This is a genomic window from Enterococcus sp. HMSC078F03, assembly GCF_001811595.1.
Lineage (GTDB): Bacteria > Bacillota > Bacilli > Lactobacillales > Enterococcaceae > Enterococcus > Enterococcus faecalis.
The window spans coordinates 95,661-111,184 of record NZ_KV805556.1 but is presented as its reverse complement, the minus strand read 5'-3'; the positions used below and the strand labels follow the sequence as shown (position 1 = coordinate 111,184).

Genomic DNA, 15,524 nt, shown 5'->3' with positions numbered 1-15,524 from the left:
GAATAAAAGAAAGAAGGATGTTTTATGAATCAAGAAAAAATTGCCGATTTAAAAAATTGGATGCACCAAGAAAAGATTGACTTCACTTATATTAGTGATCCTGGTCATATCGCTTACTTTTCCGGTTACGAAAGCGAACCTCATGAACGCGTGTTAGCTTTGTTTATCGCTGCGGACGACCAATCATTTTTATTTACACCTGCATTAGAAGTCGAAGATGCCGAAAATAGTAGTTGGACTTATCCCGTTTATGGTTATTTAGATAGCGAAAATCCTTGGGAAAAAATTGCGGCATTGTTAAATAAACGAACACAAGGCACGCCACGCTTTGCTTTAGAAAAACAAGCTCTTTCTTTAGCTCGTTTCGATCAATTGAAAACCTATTTCCCAGCTAGCGATTTTTCGCATGATGTTACGCCTTTAATTGAAAAACTTCAATTAATTAAAACAGAACCTGAAATTCAACGTTTACTAGAAGCTGGTAGTTGGGCGGATGTCGCTTTTGAGATTGGCTTCAAAGCAATTCAAGCAGGCGTTGCGGAACAAGAAATTGTTGCAGAAATCGAGTATCAATTAAAACGTCAAGGTATTCGCTCAATGAGTTTTGATACGTTAGTCTTAACAGGAAAAAACGGAGCTAGTCCTCACGGGGTACCTGGCGAAACAAAAATTGAGCCCCATGACTTAGTGCTATTTGATTTAGGTGTCGTTCATAATGGCTATTGTAGTGATGCCACACGAACAGTCAGCTACTTGGAACCTTCTGATTTCCAAAAAGAAATTTATGGAATTGTTTTAGAAGCACAATTAGCAGCAACTGAAGCGGTGAAACCTGGTGTTACAGCAGGCGAATTAGATGATATTGCTCGAGGTGTAATCACAAAAGCTGGTTATGGTGAATACTTTAACCATCGCTTAGGCCATGGCATTGGAACCACTGTCCATGAATACCCATCGCTGGTTCATGGCAATGATTTAGTCATTGAAGAAGGTATGTGTTTCTCTATTGAGCCCGGTATTTACATTCCTGGAAAAGTAGGCGTTCGTATTGAAGATTGTTTACACGTAACCAAAACAGGTTCCGAACCATTCACTAAGACAACTAAAGAATTGCAAATTATTCAATAGCATAAAAATAAAATGAGGCTATCAGTCAACCGGACTGATGGCCTCATTTCTAAATTTTAAGGCAAGCCGCTGAACAAAAGCAGCGCGATATGTTGCTAGCTTTCATGAACTAAACGCTTATTACCCTTTAAATTCTTTTTTTACGTCTTTCGCTGCATCTTTAACATCTTCTTTTGCTTCTGCAGCTTTTTCAGGAACATCTTTGGTGGCTTCTTTTGCTTCACCGACACCAGCAGAAACAGTTTCTTTGGCCGCTGCCGCAGAATCTTTAACGTCAATATAGATATCTTCTGCTGCATCTTCGGCGATTTCACCTAAATCTTCCGCGTGATCTTGAGCATCGTCAGCTGCTTTTTTAAATTGATCAGATAAATCACCTGTTTGTTTTTTAAAGTTATCAAGCATGTCGCCAGAAACACCTTGTGCCTTATCTAATGAATCTTTTGTTTTTTCTTTGACAGAACCTGCCAAATCAGAGGCTTGATCTGATAAAACGCCGGCTTTTTGTTTTGCGATTTCTGTTAATTCTGTTCCTTTTTGAACAGCATAATCTGTGTAATCTTGCGCTTTGTTTTTTAAATCATCTGTTTGATTTGATAAATCATCACGTAATTCTTTACCTGATTTTGGTGCAAGTAATAATGCGGCAACGGCTGCTGCTGTTCCACCAATTACTGCTCCTAAGAAAAATCCGCCTTTTTTAGCCATAAAAATCTCCTCCAATTAGTTATTTGTTTTTTTATTTTTTGAACGCATTGCTCTAAAAGCAGAACCGCCTACTTTACTCACTAAACCAGCTTTCGCTGTGCCTTTCCCTACGGTTCCTACCTTCGTAATCAAATGTTTACTTGAGGTGTTCAATTCAGAGACACTTTCGCTTAAATCAGCAACGGCCGTAAACAACGGATCAATCGTTGCTACTTTTTGATTCACATCTGTCAATAGTTCATTACTTTTAACAAGCAAGCCTTCCACTTGGCGACTCAATACATTCACATCGCTAGTCACGACTTTGATTGTTGTATTTGTTTCATCAATTGTATCTTCAATTTTTGAAACAACTTGAGAAACTTTATATAACACAAGTACTAAAAAGATGACTAAAACAACAAATGCTACCGCTGCAATTAAGGCAGCAATTTCCCCACCTGACATATCATTACTCCCCTCTGAAATTTTATTTATAATCTTAGGATAACACCAACTTATATTTTTCACAACTCATAAAGCTAAGAATGACAATTTATTTTATAAAATTCTCATGCCCTTTTCTTTAAGAAAATAAGCGTAAAATTTCCTTCTAACGAATTGAAATTTTACGCTTATTTTTATTTATTTTTCTTTTGGTTGCTCTTTTTTCGCTAATTGAGCACCTAAATTAATAATGTATTCTCGTAAATTATCTTTTACTTCTGGATGAGTCAAACCATATTCAATGCTTGTTTTCATAAACCCAAATTTATCGCCAACGTCGTAACGTTCTCCTTTAAACTCACGAGCAAAAACGCGTTGTGTTTTATTTAAAGTGTCAATCGCATCTGTTAACTGAATTTCGTTACCAGCGCCTGGTTTTTGATTTTCAAGTACATCAAAAATTTCAGGGGTTAATAAATAACGGCCGATAATCGCTAAATCACTTGGTGCTTCCTCAGGTTTTGGTTTTTCAACAAAGTTCTCGACATTGTATAGTCCTTTTTCGATTTCTTTTTCTGGATTGATAATACCATATTTTGAAGTATCTTCATGGGGTACTTTCATTACCGCAATTGTCGAAGCATGTGTTTGTTCGTAATCATCCATTAATTGTTTCGTTAATGGCACTTTATCTTCCATTAAATCGTCGCCTAACATCACGACAAAAGGTTCATTGCCAACAAATGCTTTCGCTTGTAAAACAGCGTGTCCTAAGCCTTTCGGATGGGATTGACGAATAAAATGTAAATTAACATCCGTTGTTTCTTCGACTAATTTCAATAAATCGGTTTTATTTTTTTCTTTTAAATTATTTTCTAATTCAACATTTGAATCGAAATGATCTTCAATCGGACGTTTGGCTTTACCTGTCACAATTAAAATATCTTCGATTCCTGAAGCTAGTGCTTCTTCTACAATAAATTGAATCGTTGGTTTATCAACAATCGGTAACATTTCTTTTGCCATCGCTTTAGTAGCCGGCAAGAAACGTGTTCCTAACCCAGCTGCTGGAATAACTGCCTTTTTAACTTTCATCTTTTTTCCTCCTAAAAATCAAGTGTAAATTCGTTTTCGGTTTTGCCATCGCGCAACATGATTTCTTTTGCTGCTTGTTGTACATCTTCGTCATTGTACAAGACATTGTAGATTGTTTCTGTGATTGGCATTTCGACTTCTAGTTGTTGTGCCAATTCATAGGCTGCTTTAGTTGTTGAAACACCTTCCACAATCATGCCCATGTTTTCTAAGACTTCATCTAACTTATGACCTTTTCCTAATAAATTACCCGCACGCCAATTTCGAGAATGGACACTTGTACAAGTAACAATTAAATCCCCAACACCACTTAAACCAATAAATGTTAATGGGTTTGCTCCCATCGCAACCCCTAAACGACTAATTTCTGCTAAACCACGAGTCATAATTGCCGCTTTGGCATTATCACCAAAGCCTAAGCCATGAATCGCTCCGGCGCCCAAAGCAATAATATTTTTTAAGGCCGCCCCTGTTTCTACACCAATCACATCATCATTCGTATAAATTCTAAAGTAATCATTCATAAACAACTCTTGCACATACACAGCGTCTGCTAAATTTTCGCTTGCTGCTGTAATGGTTGTAATGTCATGAACAGCGACTTCTTCTGCATGGCTTGGACCAGATAAAACCACAATTCCTTGCCGTTTTTCTGCTGGAATCTCTTCCGCTATCACTTCTGAAATCCGCTTATGTGTACCTTGTTCGAGCCCTTTACTTGCATGAATAATAATTGGTTTTGTTTTTAAATGTTGGGCCACTTCTTGTGCTACTGAACGAATGGCTTTAGTTGGTACCACAAACAGTACCGCATCAACATCTACTAAAGCAGTGGCTAAATCAGTGGTTGCCTGAATTGAAGTAGGTAAGATTAATTCTGGTAAATAATGTTTGTTGGTATGTTTTGTATTTATTTCATCGATTTGCTCTGGTTTATTTCCCCAAATACAGACCTCGTGTCCATTTTCGGCTAATACTTGAGCTAAAGCTGTCCCCCAGGAGCCTGGACCTAAAACAGCGACTTTTTGTTTCATCGGTGAAACTCTCCTTTCGCTAAACAACGTTACTTCTCTAGTTTACCATATTCTTCGATCAAGTTGGATTAAGAAGTTGTTATTTTTTTCTTTTGTTTCTCCCGATTGTAAAATTTCAAATTGGGATTCCTTCTACGAACAATCACAATAACAATTGCTGCCACGAACATCACTAAAGACAACAATTGTGAGACACGAATGTTACTAAACGCATACAAACTGTCCATCCGTAAGCCTTCGATGAAGAAACGGCCGAAAGAATACCATATTATATAACCTAAAAAGACTTCGCCTTCTTTTAAAAAGTGTGGCTTTTTGCGTAATAACAATAAAACGATAAAGCCTAAAACATTCCAGACAGATTCATATAAAAATGTTGGCTGATGATACGTTCCGTTGATATTCATGTTATCAATGATAAACGTTGGTAAATGGAGATTTTCTAAAAATTGTCTGGTGGTCGCTGGCCCATAGGCTTCATGATTCATAAAGTTGCCCCAGCGACCAATTGCTTGCGCTAAAATCACACTTGGTGCGGCAATATCTAAAAAAGTCCATGTAGAAATGAAACGATGACGCGTAAAGAAAAACAGCGCCAGTCCCCCACCAATAAGACCACCATAAATCGCTAAGCCACCATTTCGAGTAAAGAAAATTTCAATCGGATTGTCTACATAATCTTGCCATTGAAAAGCGACGTAATACAAGCGCGCGCCAACAATTGCTGCAGGTAATCCCCAGAGCATAAAGTCAAAGACATCATCTTCTTTTAAACCAACACGAACGGCTTCACGACTACTTAGCCAAACAGCTAAAGCAATCCCTGAAACAATAATAATTGCATACCAATAGACGGGAATACCGAAAAGGCGAAATGCAATTGAATTCACTTGAGCTAACATCATCACATCTTCTCCTTCTATTCTCCTGAATTTTCTTCAATTAAACGGGTTAAGCGCTCTTCAAACGTTTTTGTTGCATCATAGCCCATTGTTTTCGCGCGGAAGTTCATTGCTGCTACTTCAATGATAATGGCCACATTTCGGCCAGTCTTAACAGGAATGCGAATCTGAGGGACATCAACGTTAGCTATTTCAACCATTGCATCATCACTACCGAGGCGATCATATTTCTTGTCTTTTTCCCATGCCTCTAAATAAACGACCAATTGAACTTGCATAAAGCCGCGGACCGCACTAGCTCCAAACAGGTTCATGACGTCAATAATCCCGATACCACGAATTTCAATTAAATGCTGCAAAATTTTTGGTGGCTCTCCCACCACGGTTAATTCATCTTGCTGATAAACATCGACACGATCGTCTGCGATTAGCCGATGGCCACGTTTAATAAGCTCTAAAGCTGTTTCACTTTTACCAATACCGCTATCTCCTTGAATCAAAACACCAAGTCCATAAACATCAACTAAAACCCCATGGACACTTGTCCGAACAGCTAAACGGCCATCTAAATAACTGGATAGTTCCCCTAGTAAACGGGAAGTTGAAATCGGTGAACGTAATACAGAAACCCCATTTTCTTTTGCTGCTGTAATCAATTCTTCGGGGATTTCTAGTCCTCTGGATACTATAAAGGCTGGAGTATCTTTCGCACATAAACGGCGCATCACTAATAAACGCTCTTCAGGCATCATTCGTTCCGCAAAGGTAATTTCTTTGCTCCCAAATAATTGTAAACGATCATGGGAATAATAATTAAAATACCCAGTTAATTCTAAGCCTGGCCGGGAAATTTCACCAGTTTTAATTGTTCTATTTAAGCTTTCTTCATCTCCGTAGACTACTTCTAAAGAAAGATTTTCTACCAGTTGATAAATCTTTACCACTTCTGTCATATCGAATGTCAGTCCTTTCTGCTACTTGTTATATTTTATCATTTAAAAATACAAGTTTCTAGCTATTCACTAGATAATTCCTAGAATTATCATATTTCAAAAAAATGAAACTATTTTTCAGTGAAATTATCTATGCTATTTCTGTTACTTGACTATTTCAGAAAACTTTGTATACTTGAAGCCGATCCTTTTAAGAAAAGAGGAAACTTATGAAAGAATATTTAAAGGAAAAAGCCCATCAATTAGCGTTAACGCCTGGTGTTTATTTAATGAAAGACGCAACCGACACAATTATTTATGTGGGCAAAGCCAAAAAATTGAAAAATCGCGTGTCGAGCTATTTTATTAATAGTCATCAACATTCTCGAAAGACGATGCGCTTAGTCAAACAAATTATAGACTTCGATGTTCTCCATACTGACACAGAATTGGATGCGCTCCTCCTAGAATGTCAACTGATTCAACAGTACCGGCCGCGCTATAATCGCCAAATGAATGCTTATGAACAATATTCTTATGTATCAGTAGCCGTTAATGAGCGGCAATTAGAGATTAAACTCTTAAATATGCCCACTAAAGAGAACTGTTTTGGTCCTTATTCGATTCGTCGAAAATTAAACCGTTTAAAAATAATTTTGGATAGTATCTACGATCTCGTCCCAACCAACTATTGGCATCAAACCTTTCAAAAAGAGAGTGCCATTCCGACCGAACTATTTCAACAAGAATTGTTCGACTTTTTCCATAATCAAGGACGAGAACCAATCAAACGAATTGCTCAACAAATGCAAGAAGCTGCTGAAAAACAAGCCTTCGAAAAAGCAGCAAAACTCAAAGAAGATTGGCTCTTTTTGACGCGCTTTGCAAACCAAAATCAACGAATTAGTCAAGCTAACCAACGAGATTGGCAACTGATGTGGTTACCTTGTCAGAAAAAAATCAAATACTATTTAATTTACCAAGGCTTGGTGGTAGCAACACGTGTTGTAACTAAACAAACGTTTCAAAAATATTCACCGCTTGAACTAGCAAAAAAAATTATGCCCAAAAAAACACCGAAAACAATTGAGCATTACTCGAAGCAACAAGTTGATTTTTTAAACATTTTATATGGCTATATCAGCCGCCATCCAGAATGTCACCTAGAAAATTTAACCATCGAAAAAGCCTGAAGAACGCATTTTATGCTACGTTCTTCAGGCTTTTTTATTCATATTTAGATAAATTGTGATCCGTAACGATCGTATTGACAATTGACATAATTACAGCCATTAGCACCGCTGCCCAAAAACTTGAGAAGCCAAAGTTCATTTCCCCCACAAAAAACGAGGTCATTTGTAAAATCGCTGCATTGACAACAAAGCTAAATAGACCAAACGTTAATAAAGTAAATGGGAGCGACAAGATTGTTAAGACTGGTTTCACCAACATATTTAGGATTGAGAGAACAAAGGCGGCAATAATTGCAGGCATTATGCCTCTCACATGAATCATGCCAGGAAAAACAACTGATAAAGAAATGAATGTCAGTGTATTAACAACCAATCGCTGAAAATATGTCATTAAAAGTCACTCCATTCGTCATCATCAATTTTTTCCGCTTCTTTACGTTGCTTTTTATTGGCAGCATAAGGATTTTCATTGCGAACATTTCTATTATAAGGATTTTGATGGCCGTAGCCGCGATCACTTCCTGTTCTTCCAGAAGGGATCAAGACTGCTAAGGCAATGTATAAGAGAATGCCTGGAAATCCTGCTGAGAAAAAGCTGAGCAAGACATAAACGACACGAATAATTGTTGGGTCAATTCCTAGCCAATCAGCAATCCCAGCTAAGCTTCCTGTTAAAACCACGTTATTCGGAGATTTTGTTAGTTTTCTTTTCATATGTTTTCACCTCGTCTACTAAATTTTACACTAGAAAGGCTGATTCGTCAGCCCATCTAGCTTAAAATTATTAATTATTTATCCGTATCTTTTAGGAAAATACTTCCCGTTGTTGTAGAAGCATTAATTTGAGCCATTGATTCTTCCAGTACACGTCTAAAATGTAATTGTTGATTGCCGCGATCTTTCTTTTCACGAACAACTTCAATATCTGTTAAACGGCTGTTAATACTACCTAAATTAGTTTTCACTTGCCCTTCAACGCCTAAGTCATTTGGCAAGGCCAACTTGATATTCCCATTTGCAGAGCTTGCTTCAACACGGCGAAGCGTTTTTTCTTTAGCTGTAATGCGGATATCTCCATTAATCAGAGAAACACTTAGACTTTCTGGTGCCGCGGAAATAGACACATCACCATTGACTGTTTCAATAATGTTATCTAAAATTGTTCCTTCTAGGACTTTAATTTCACCATTCACGCCTTCAATTTCTAACATAGTTGCATCAATTTTTTTAAACGTAATCGTCCCATTCGTTGATTTTGTGTAAACATCTTTCGCTGTTAACTCTTCTACTAAGACATTTCCGTTTAATAATTTAACAGATACATGATCGTAAGTGCGTTTTGGTAAATAGAACGTTAAATCTGCTTTCACCCGTTTGTTTGGCACTTGGAAAGAAATCGTTTCATCATCCACATCAATGTCACTTCGTTCTAAGAAAGCTTCCATTGGTGAATCTCCTGCCATTTTACCATATAATTTGATTTTTGCTTCGACTTTCACATCTTCTTGATCCCAAGTTTTGAAAACCACGGTACCATTTGCTACCTTGACATCAATTAAACTTGCTTGTGGATTTGGATAGTTAAACTCATGTTCAAACTTAGTTGTTGCCACACCAGGAACTTTCATTTTAATGTCTTTCCATTCCACATTATCATTCATGGTATCACTGAAAGAATTAAATGTTTTTTTCAAGAATTCTCCCACTTGGCCGCCAACTTCGGCAACTTTGCCGCCGACTTGGTTAAAGGTGTCTGTGGCTTGATCTTTCCACTCTTCAGAGAATTGAGAAGAAACTTTTTCTTTTGTATCATTCCATTGACCCTTCCATTGTTCTTTGCGAATGTTTTTTAGTTCTTCTTCCAATGCTGTTTTTTCAGTACTTTGAGTCGCTAATTTTTCTTCTAATTGTGCAAGTAAAACGTGCAAGTCTTTTCGTTGGACTTGTTCATCTTCTGTTAATGCATCTAATTCTTCTTTTGTATCTAATGTTCCAATTTCTTCTGCGACTTCTTTAATTTCTTCTTTGATGCCGGCAATTTCTGCGTTGACTTCGTCCAATTCAGCCGAAGCGCGATTGGCTTTTGTTGCTAACTCATCAAGAATTCTTTCTAAGTTTTCACGATCTTTTTCTGCACTGTCCTGTGTATTTTCTTCAAACGAATCAACAGTAGGTCCTTCTGATTCGCCTTTTTCTAATGCATCCATTAAATCTGCGACTTGATCTTCTTTATTTGTTGTTCCAATATTTTGTGTATCGACTTTTTCAGCAGCTTTTTCGATTTGTTTTTCATCTTTTTCAGTTGCCATATTTTCTAATAAAATTAACGCTTCTTCTGACGTTAGAATACCTTTTTTCACTAATTCTAATACGCGTTCTCTTTCTTTCATGGATATTGCCTCCTTAGCAAATTTTTCACTCAATAGTGTTTTCCTTACATGCATTATTATGCCTTGTTTTTGATCATTTGTCATAGGACTTAAGAACGATTTCTTCTCATTAGTAAGGACTAGTTTTATAAAATCAGTTCATTTTACGTTAAAAAAACTAGGAATTGGTCTAAAAAAGGCCGTCTCCTAGTTTTTTTTATTTGTTTATCTTAAAATTGTTCGTCACGATTACTATTCAATTCGGTAATTTTACCAGTTGCCAAGTAAACAATCCACTCACAAATATTTGTGACATAGTCGCCAATTCTTTCCAAGTATTGTGCCACATGTAGATAATCAGTTCCGCTAATAACCGTTTCTGGATTAGCTTTCATTGCTTCTACGGCATGTTTGTAAATACTATCGAAATATTCATTAGTACGATCATCCATTTGTGCAATCATTCGTGCATCTTTTTGATCCGTTTTAACATAGGCGATTAAAACATTATCCACCATTTTTTTCACATAATCAGACATATCTGAAATTTCTTTTTCAATTTCAGGAATACGTGTTTCTCCTTTTAAGCGAATCGTTGATTTAGCAATTGAAACGGCATGGTCCGCCATTCTTTCTAAATCCGAACTAGCTTTCATAACAGTGATAATCATACGTAAGTCTGTTGTCACTGGTTGTTGTAACGCAATCATTTCAAAACTCTTTTTCTCAAGTTTGACTTCCATATCATTGATTTCAATATCGCGATCAATCACTTCTTGAGCTAATTTTTTATCATGATTAATATATGCCTTCACGGATTTATGGACGGCACTACTAACCATCATACCCATTTCATAAAATTGATTGTGCAGATTCAATAGTTCTTCTTCAAATTGTGTCCGTAACATTCTTTTTCCCCCTTTTAACCAAATTTACCAGAAATGTAATCTTCTGTTTGTTTTTCTTTTGGATTTAAAAATACTTTTTTCGTGTCATTAAATTCAATTAAATCACCTTGTAAAAAGAAGGCCGTTTTATCAGAAATCCGTGATGCTTGTGACATATTATGTGTCACCATAATCATGGTATATTTCTCTTTTAATGTTAACAGCATGTTTTCAATTTTACCACTAGAAACTGGGTCCAAGGCGCTAGTTGGTTCATCTAATAAAATAATATCTGGTTCCACAGCTAACACACGAGCGATACAAACCCGCTGTTGTTGTCCACCAGAAAGTGAAAGTGCACTTTTGTGAAGTTTATCTTTGACATCCTCCCAAACGGCAGCAGCTTTCAAACTGGTTTCAACTGCTTCATCTAAGACTTGCTTGTCTTTGACTCCTTTTAGGCGCAAGCCATAAATCACATTTTCATAAACTGAAAATGGAAATGGATTAGGCTGTTGGAAAACCATGCCAATTTCTTTACGTAATTCAACGTTATCTGTTTTCGGTCCATAAATATCTTTTCCTTTATAGACAACACTTCCAGTAATAGTTACGTCTGGGATTAAATCATTCATACGATTCAAGCAACGTAAATACGTTGATTTCCCGCAACCAGAAGGACCAATCATGGCAGTTAATTCTCCTTGATTAAAAGTTAAATCAATGCCTTTCAATGCTTCTTTTTTCCCGTAATATAAATGTAAATCTTTTGATGAAATAATTTCTTTGCCCATCTTGCTCCTCCTAACCAAAATGTCCTGAAACGTAGTCTTCCGTTGCTTGAATTTTTGGTCGTGTAAAGATTTTTCTTGTATGGTCGTATTCAATGACTTTGCCCATATAGAAGAAAGCTGTATAGTCACTAATCCGCGCCGCTTGTTGCATGTTATGTGTCACAATGATGATCGTGTAATCATCTTTTAAATTCACTAACGTTTCTTCAACCGTTCCTGTTGAAATCGGATCTAACGCGCTTGCCGGTTCATCTAACAATAGAATATCTGGTTTCATCGCAATTGCCCGAGCGATACACAAACGTTGTTGTTGCCCACCAGAAAGAGCCAAGGCGCTTTTGTTTAAGTTATCTTTCACTTGATCCCAAAGTGCGGCTTGCTTCAAACTTGTTTCAACGATTTCATCTAATTTTTTCTTATCCTTTTCACCATGCTGTTTCAATGCGAATGTGATATTTTCATAGATAGATTTACTAAATGGATTGGGCCGCTGAAAAACCATGCCAATGCGTTTTCTCATTTCGTAGACGTCCACTTCTTTCGTATTGACATCGACATCTTTATACATGATTTTTCCAGTAACACGTGTATTGGCAATGCCATCGTTCATACGATTTAGCGAACGTAAATACGTGGATTTACCGCAACCAGAAGGTCCAATTAAGGCGGTTATTTTGTTCTTTTCAAATTGTAAATCAACACCTTTGATAGCCTCATTGTCCCCGTAAAAGACATGTAAGTCTTCCGTGTGTAACGCAATTGGGTCTTTTTGGCTATCTAGTTGAAGTAAATGGGTATCATTTAAATTGTATTCTTTCATGCTAATTCCCCTAACATTAAGCTGATGTCATTCTCTTATAAAGACGGTTGCCGATAAAACGAGCGCCGAAATTGAAAAGTAAAACTACTAAAATTAACACAGCGGAGGCACCTGCTGAGACCGCAGCGCCATCTGGCATCGTACCTTCAGTATTAATTTTCCAAATATGCACAGCCAACGTTTCCGCTTGACGGAAAATACTAATTGGACTTGAAACGCTCAACGGATTCCAATTACTGAAATCTAAGGCAGGTGCGCTTTGTCCTGCTGTATAAATTAACGCAGCGGCTTCACCGAAAATCCGACCAGAACTCAAAATAACCCCTGTCAAAATTCCTGGTAACGCTTCTGGCAAAATAACTTTTTTTACTGTTTCCCAACGTGAAAGACCTAAGGCTAACCCCGCTTCACGCTGTGTATAATGAATGGCTTTCAAAGATTCCTCAACATTTCTAGTCAATAATGGTAAGTTAAAAAATGTTAATGCTAACGCACCTGATAAGATTGAAAAGCCATATCCGATTTGTACAACGAAAATCAAGAAGCCGAACAGCCCCACAACAACGGAAGGCAATGAACTTAAAATTTCAATCGAGGTACGAATTAAATCAGTTAACCAATTCTTTTTCGCATATTCCGATAAGTAAATTCCAGCACCTAATGAAATTGGAATACTAATAATCATTGTAATCAATAGTAAATATAGTGAATTGAAAAGCTGAATACCAATCCCACCACCAACTTGATAGGCTCTGGATGGTTGTGTTAAAAATTCCCACGAAATATGTGGAATTCCTCTAGCTAAAATGTAAATCAGTAAGGCCGCCAAAATTAAAACAATGACGCCAGATACGGCATATAAGATACCTGTTGCGATTTTATCTGCTTTTTTTGCATTCATTATTTTAAGGCTCCTCTCTTACCGATAATTCGGATAACAATGTTGAATAGTAAAGACATCAACAATAGAATCAAGGCTAAAGACCAAAGAACGTTGTTTTCAACTGTTCCCATAATCGTATTCCCAATCCCCATTGTCAAAATACTTGTTAGTGTCGAAGCTGGTGTTGTCAAACTAGTTGGCATCACAGCTGCATTTCCGATTACCATTTGGATTGCTAAGGCTTCACCAAACGCACGAGCCATACCAAAGACAACCGCAGTTAAAATACCAGGCACAGCTGCCCGCAAGACAACTTTATAAATCGTTTGCCAACGCGTAGCACCAAGCGCCAACGACGCTTCACGATAATGTCTAGGCACAGCTTTTAGCGCATCCACGGTCATTGTAGTGACCGTTGGTAAAATCATAACAAATAGTACAAATGTACCAGCTAAAATACCGAAGCCTGTTCCGCCAAAGATTGAACGGACAAAAGGAACAATGACAGATAAACCAATAAATCCATAAACAACAGAGGGAATCCCTACAAGTAATTCAATAACTGGTTGTAAAAATTTCGCTCCTTTTTTAGGTGAAATTTCTGTCATAAAAACAGCCGCTCCAATCGCAAATGGCGTCGCAACAATCGCTGACAAAAACGTTACAATAAAGGAACCCGCAATCATTGGTAAAGCCCCAACCATGGGTTTACCGTCTGCGCCGATATCACTTGGGTTCCAGTTTGTTCCAAATAAGAAATCAAACACGTTAATCTTATCTTTAAAGAATGTAGCAAGTCCTTTACTTGCAACAAAATAGAAAATTGAAACAACCACTGCTACAATTAAGGCAATACATAGGAAACTAATAAATTTTCCTCGTTGCTCCATCTTGGCTCTTTTCGATTTTGTTAATAATTTTTTCTGTACATCTTCCAAGAATATTTCCTCCTCAAACAATCCAACTTTTACAGATAAAAATAGTGTACCTTTTTTACATCAATTTGTTTTTAATAACATGTAAATTTTATGTTAAGTTTGTAAATTTTGTGTTAAGAGAATTATTTAATGACATTTCCTTGCCAATCCCGTTCAATTTCCATTTTCGAAACAGGAATATACCCTAATTGACCAATCACACGTTCTTGGATATCATCTGACAACATAAAGTCTAAAAACTCTTTGGTTAAATCACTTGGATTTTTACGAGTGTACATGTGTTCATAAGACCAAATAATCCATTTATTGTTCATTACATTTTCATCTGTTGGCTGAACACCATCAATACTTAACGTAGCTACTTCATCAGTAACATATGAAAATGCGGTATAACTAATCGCTCCTGGTGTATCAGAAACAATGGAACGAACCATGCCGCTGGAATCTTGTTCTTGCGCACGAATGGCTGTTTTATCTCCCAAGACCCACTTTTCAAAAGTCGCACGCGTACCACTACCGGCCGCTCTGTTCAAAATAACAATTTTTTGATCTTTCCCGCCAAGTTCTTTCCAGTTTGTTACTTCACCTAAAAAGATTTTCTTTAAATTTTCCATTGAGATATCTTTGACACCGACATTTTTGTTAACGATTGGTGTAATCCCAACAACAGCAACTTTATGATCAATTAAGTCTTCCGCTTTGATGCCCTTTTTCTCTTCTGCAAATAAATCAGAATTACCAATGTCTACCGCGCCAGATTGGACTTGACTCAGACCTGTTCCGCTTCCGCCACCTTGGACATTAATAAATCTTCCTGGATTTTGGCTTTGATATTCCTCACTCGCTGTCTCTACTAATGGTTGTAAAGCTGATGAGCCTACCGCTGTGATGGATTCACCACGATCAATCCATTTTGCACATCCTGTCAATGTAAGTATACTTGCCAAACCAATAAATAATAGCAATCTTTTTTTCATCGATTCATTATTCCTCCAATTAATTTCAATCTATTCTATTTTACCATTATATGTAGGACTTGAAAATTATAAGTTATCAATTTGTTGGTACAACTGAGAAAACTCTTAAATTAAATAACAAAAAGTATCTGAAGAAGCCAATTTGGCTGTTGCTTCAGATACAAATAATTATGCTAGAAAGATGACTATATTTAAGAATTTAGTGGGGATGGCTTTTTTGAAAATTATTGGGAGTATAAAAGCGAGTTCGTACATCCAACCTACTTCCTTATTGTTTTACTGATAAGAAATTATTGAGAGTACAAAAACAAAATTCTGCGATGAAGTGAATCAACATGTGTTTTACTGATAAGAAATTATTGAGAGTACAAAAACTATTGGGCAACGATTCTTTCTTTAATCCCTGTTTTACTGATAAGAAATTATTGAGAGTACAAA

General features: G+C 36.9%; 17 protein-coding genes and 1 CRISPR repeat array. Of the genes, 2 read left to right on the top strand and 15 right to left on the bottom strand.

What is annotated here, in order from left to right; translation table 11 throughout:
• The first annotated feature begins 24 nt into the window (after positions 1-24).
• A complete protein-coding gene (locus tag HMPREF2810_RS06060; protein ID WP_002408910.1) occupies positions 25-1,128 on the top strand; it encodes an aminopeptidase P family protein in 1,104 nt (367 codons plus the stop codon).
• Positions 1,129-1,248: 120 nt separating this feature from the next.
• On the opposite strand, the gene HMPREF2810_RS06055 is transcribed toward HMPREF2810_RS06060, so the two are convergent.
• The 6 genes from HMPREF2810_RS06055 to hprK all read right to left on the bottom strand — a co-directional run bounded on the left by HMPREF2810_RS06055 (position 1,249) and on the right by hprK (position 6,246).
• Complete coding sequence (locus HMPREF2810_RS06055) at positions 1,249-1,836, bottom strand: YtxH domain-containing protein (protein WP_010715256.1); 588 nt, start codon at positions 1,834-1,836, stop codon at positions 1,249-1,251.
• 15 nt (positions 1,837-1,851) lie between these two features.
• Complete coding sequence (locus tag HMPREF2810_RS06050) at positions 1,852-2,283, bottom strand: DUF948 domain-containing protein (protein WP_002357316.1); 432 nt, start codon at positions 2,281-2,283, stop codon at positions 1,852-1,854.
• Positions 2,284-2,460: 177 nt separating this feature from the next.
• Positions 2,461-3,357, bottom strand: coding sequence for a UTP--glucose-1-phosphate uridylyltransferase GalU (gene galU / locus HMPREF2810_RS06045; RefSeq protein WP_002357314.1), 897 nt, complete (start codon positions 3,355-3,357; stop codon positions 2,461-2,463).
• Between the two features lie 11 nt (positions 3,358-3,368).
• Entirely contained in the window at positions 3,369-4,391 is a 1,023-nt protein-coding gene (locus HMPREF2810_RS06040; RefSeq protein WP_002357312.1) for an NAD(P)H-dependent glycerol-3-phosphate dehydrogenase, read from the bottom strand.
• 68 nt (positions 4,392-4,459) lie between these two features.
• The gene (gene lgt, locus HMPREF2810_RS06035; protein WP_002408908.1) at positions 4,460-5,293 is read right to left on the bottom strand and encodes a prolipoprotein diacylglyceryl transferase; all 834 of its coding nucleotides are present in this window, start codon (positions 5,291-5,293) and stop codon (positions 4,460-4,462) included.
• A gap of 17 nt (positions 5,294-5,310) precedes the next feature.
• Positions 5,311-6,246, bottom strand: coding sequence for an HPr(Ser) kinase/phosphatase (gene hprK / locus HMPREF2810_RS06030; RefSeq protein WP_002357309.1), 936 nt, complete (start codon positions 6,244-6,246; stop codon positions 5,311-5,313).
• A 209-nt stretch (positions 6,247-6,455) separates the two neighbouring features.
• Here hprK and HMPREF2810_RS06025 point away from each other — a divergent pair, with 209 nt between their 5' ends.
• Positions 6,456-7,418, top strand: a complete 963-nt coding sequence (locus HMPREF2810_RS06025; RefSeq protein WP_010715258.1) for a GIY-YIG nuclease family protein — start codon at positions 6,456-6,458, stop codon at positions 7,416-7,418.
• A 34-nt stretch (positions 7,419-7,452) separates the two neighbouring features.
• Here the strand turns inward: HMPREF2810_RS06025 and HMPREF2810_RS06020 are convergent, their stop codons facing one another.
• The 9 genes from HMPREF2810_RS06020 to HMPREF2810_RS05980 form a co-directional block, all read right to left on the bottom strand.
• Complete coding sequence (locus tag HMPREF2810_RS06020) at positions 7,453-7,809, bottom strand: phage holin family protein (RefSeq protein ID WP_002357307.1); 357 nt, start codon at positions 7,807-7,809, stop codon at positions 7,453-7,455.
• Positions 7,809-8,132, bottom strand: coding sequence for a PspC domain-containing protein (locus HMPREF2810_RS06015; RefSeq protein WP_002357306.1), 324 nt, complete (start codon positions 8,130-8,132; stop codon positions 7,809-7,811). The genes HMPREF2810_RS06020 and HMPREF2810_RS06015 overlap by 1 nt, the downstream gene beginning before the upstream one ends.
• A 74-nt stretch (positions 8,133-8,206) precedes the next feature.
• A complete protein-coding gene (liaX, locus tag HMPREF2810_RS06010) occupies positions 8,207-9,808 on the bottom strand; it encodes a daptomycin-sensing surface protein LiaX (RefSeq protein WP_002360155.1) in 1,602 nt (533 codons plus the stop codon).
• Positions 9,809-10,017: 209 nt separating this feature from the next.
• Positions 10,018-10,695, bottom strand: coding sequence for a phosphate signaling complex protein PhoU (gene phoU / locus HMPREF2810_RS06005; RefSeq protein ID WP_002357304.1), 678 nt, complete (start codon positions 10,693-10,695; stop codon positions 10,018-10,020).
• A 14-nt stretch (positions 10,696-10,709) separates the two neighbouring features.
• Positions 10,710-11,468 (bottom strand): phosphate ABC transporter ATP-binding protein PstB, encoded by a 759-nt coding sequence (pstB, locus tag HMPREF2810_RS06000; protein ID WP_002357303.1) that lies wholly within the window; start codon positions 11,466-11,468, stop codon positions 10,710-10,712.
• 10 nt (positions 11,469-11,478) lie between these two features.
• The gene (gene pstB, locus HMPREF2810_RS05995) at positions 11,479-12,288 is read right to left on the bottom strand and encodes a phosphate ABC transporter ATP-binding protein PstB (protein WP_002420128.1); all 810 of its coding nucleotides are present in this window, start codon (positions 12,286-12,288) and stop codon (positions 11,479-11,481) included.
• Positions 12,289-12,304: 16 nt separating this feature from the next.
• Positions 12,305-13,189, bottom strand: coding sequence for a phosphate ABC transporter permease PstA (pstA, locus tag HMPREF2810_RS05990; protein ID WP_002357300.1), 885 nt, complete (start codon positions 13,187-13,189; stop codon positions 12,305-12,307).
• The gene (gene pstC, locus HMPREF2810_RS05985) at positions 13,189-14,109 is read right to left on the bottom strand and encodes a phosphate ABC transporter permease subunit PstC (RefSeq protein WP_002357299.1); all 921 of its coding nucleotides are present in this window, start codon (positions 14,107-14,109) and stop codon (positions 13,189-13,191) included. Before pstC ends, pstA begins: the two co-directional genes overlap by 1 nt.
• A 122-nt stretch (positions 14,110-14,231) precedes the next feature.
• The gene (locus HMPREF2810_RS05980) at positions 14,232-15,086 is read right to left on the bottom strand and encodes a phosphate ABC transporter substrate-binding protein PstS (RefSeq protein WP_002357298.1); all 855 of its coding nucleotides are present in this window, start codon (positions 15,084-15,086) and stop codon (positions 14,232-14,234) included.
• 272 nt (positions 15,087-15,358) lie between these two features.
• A CRISPR array of direct repeats spans positions 15,359-15,524; the repeat unit is 34 nt; unit sequence TGTTTTACTGATAAGAAATTATTGAGAGTACAAA.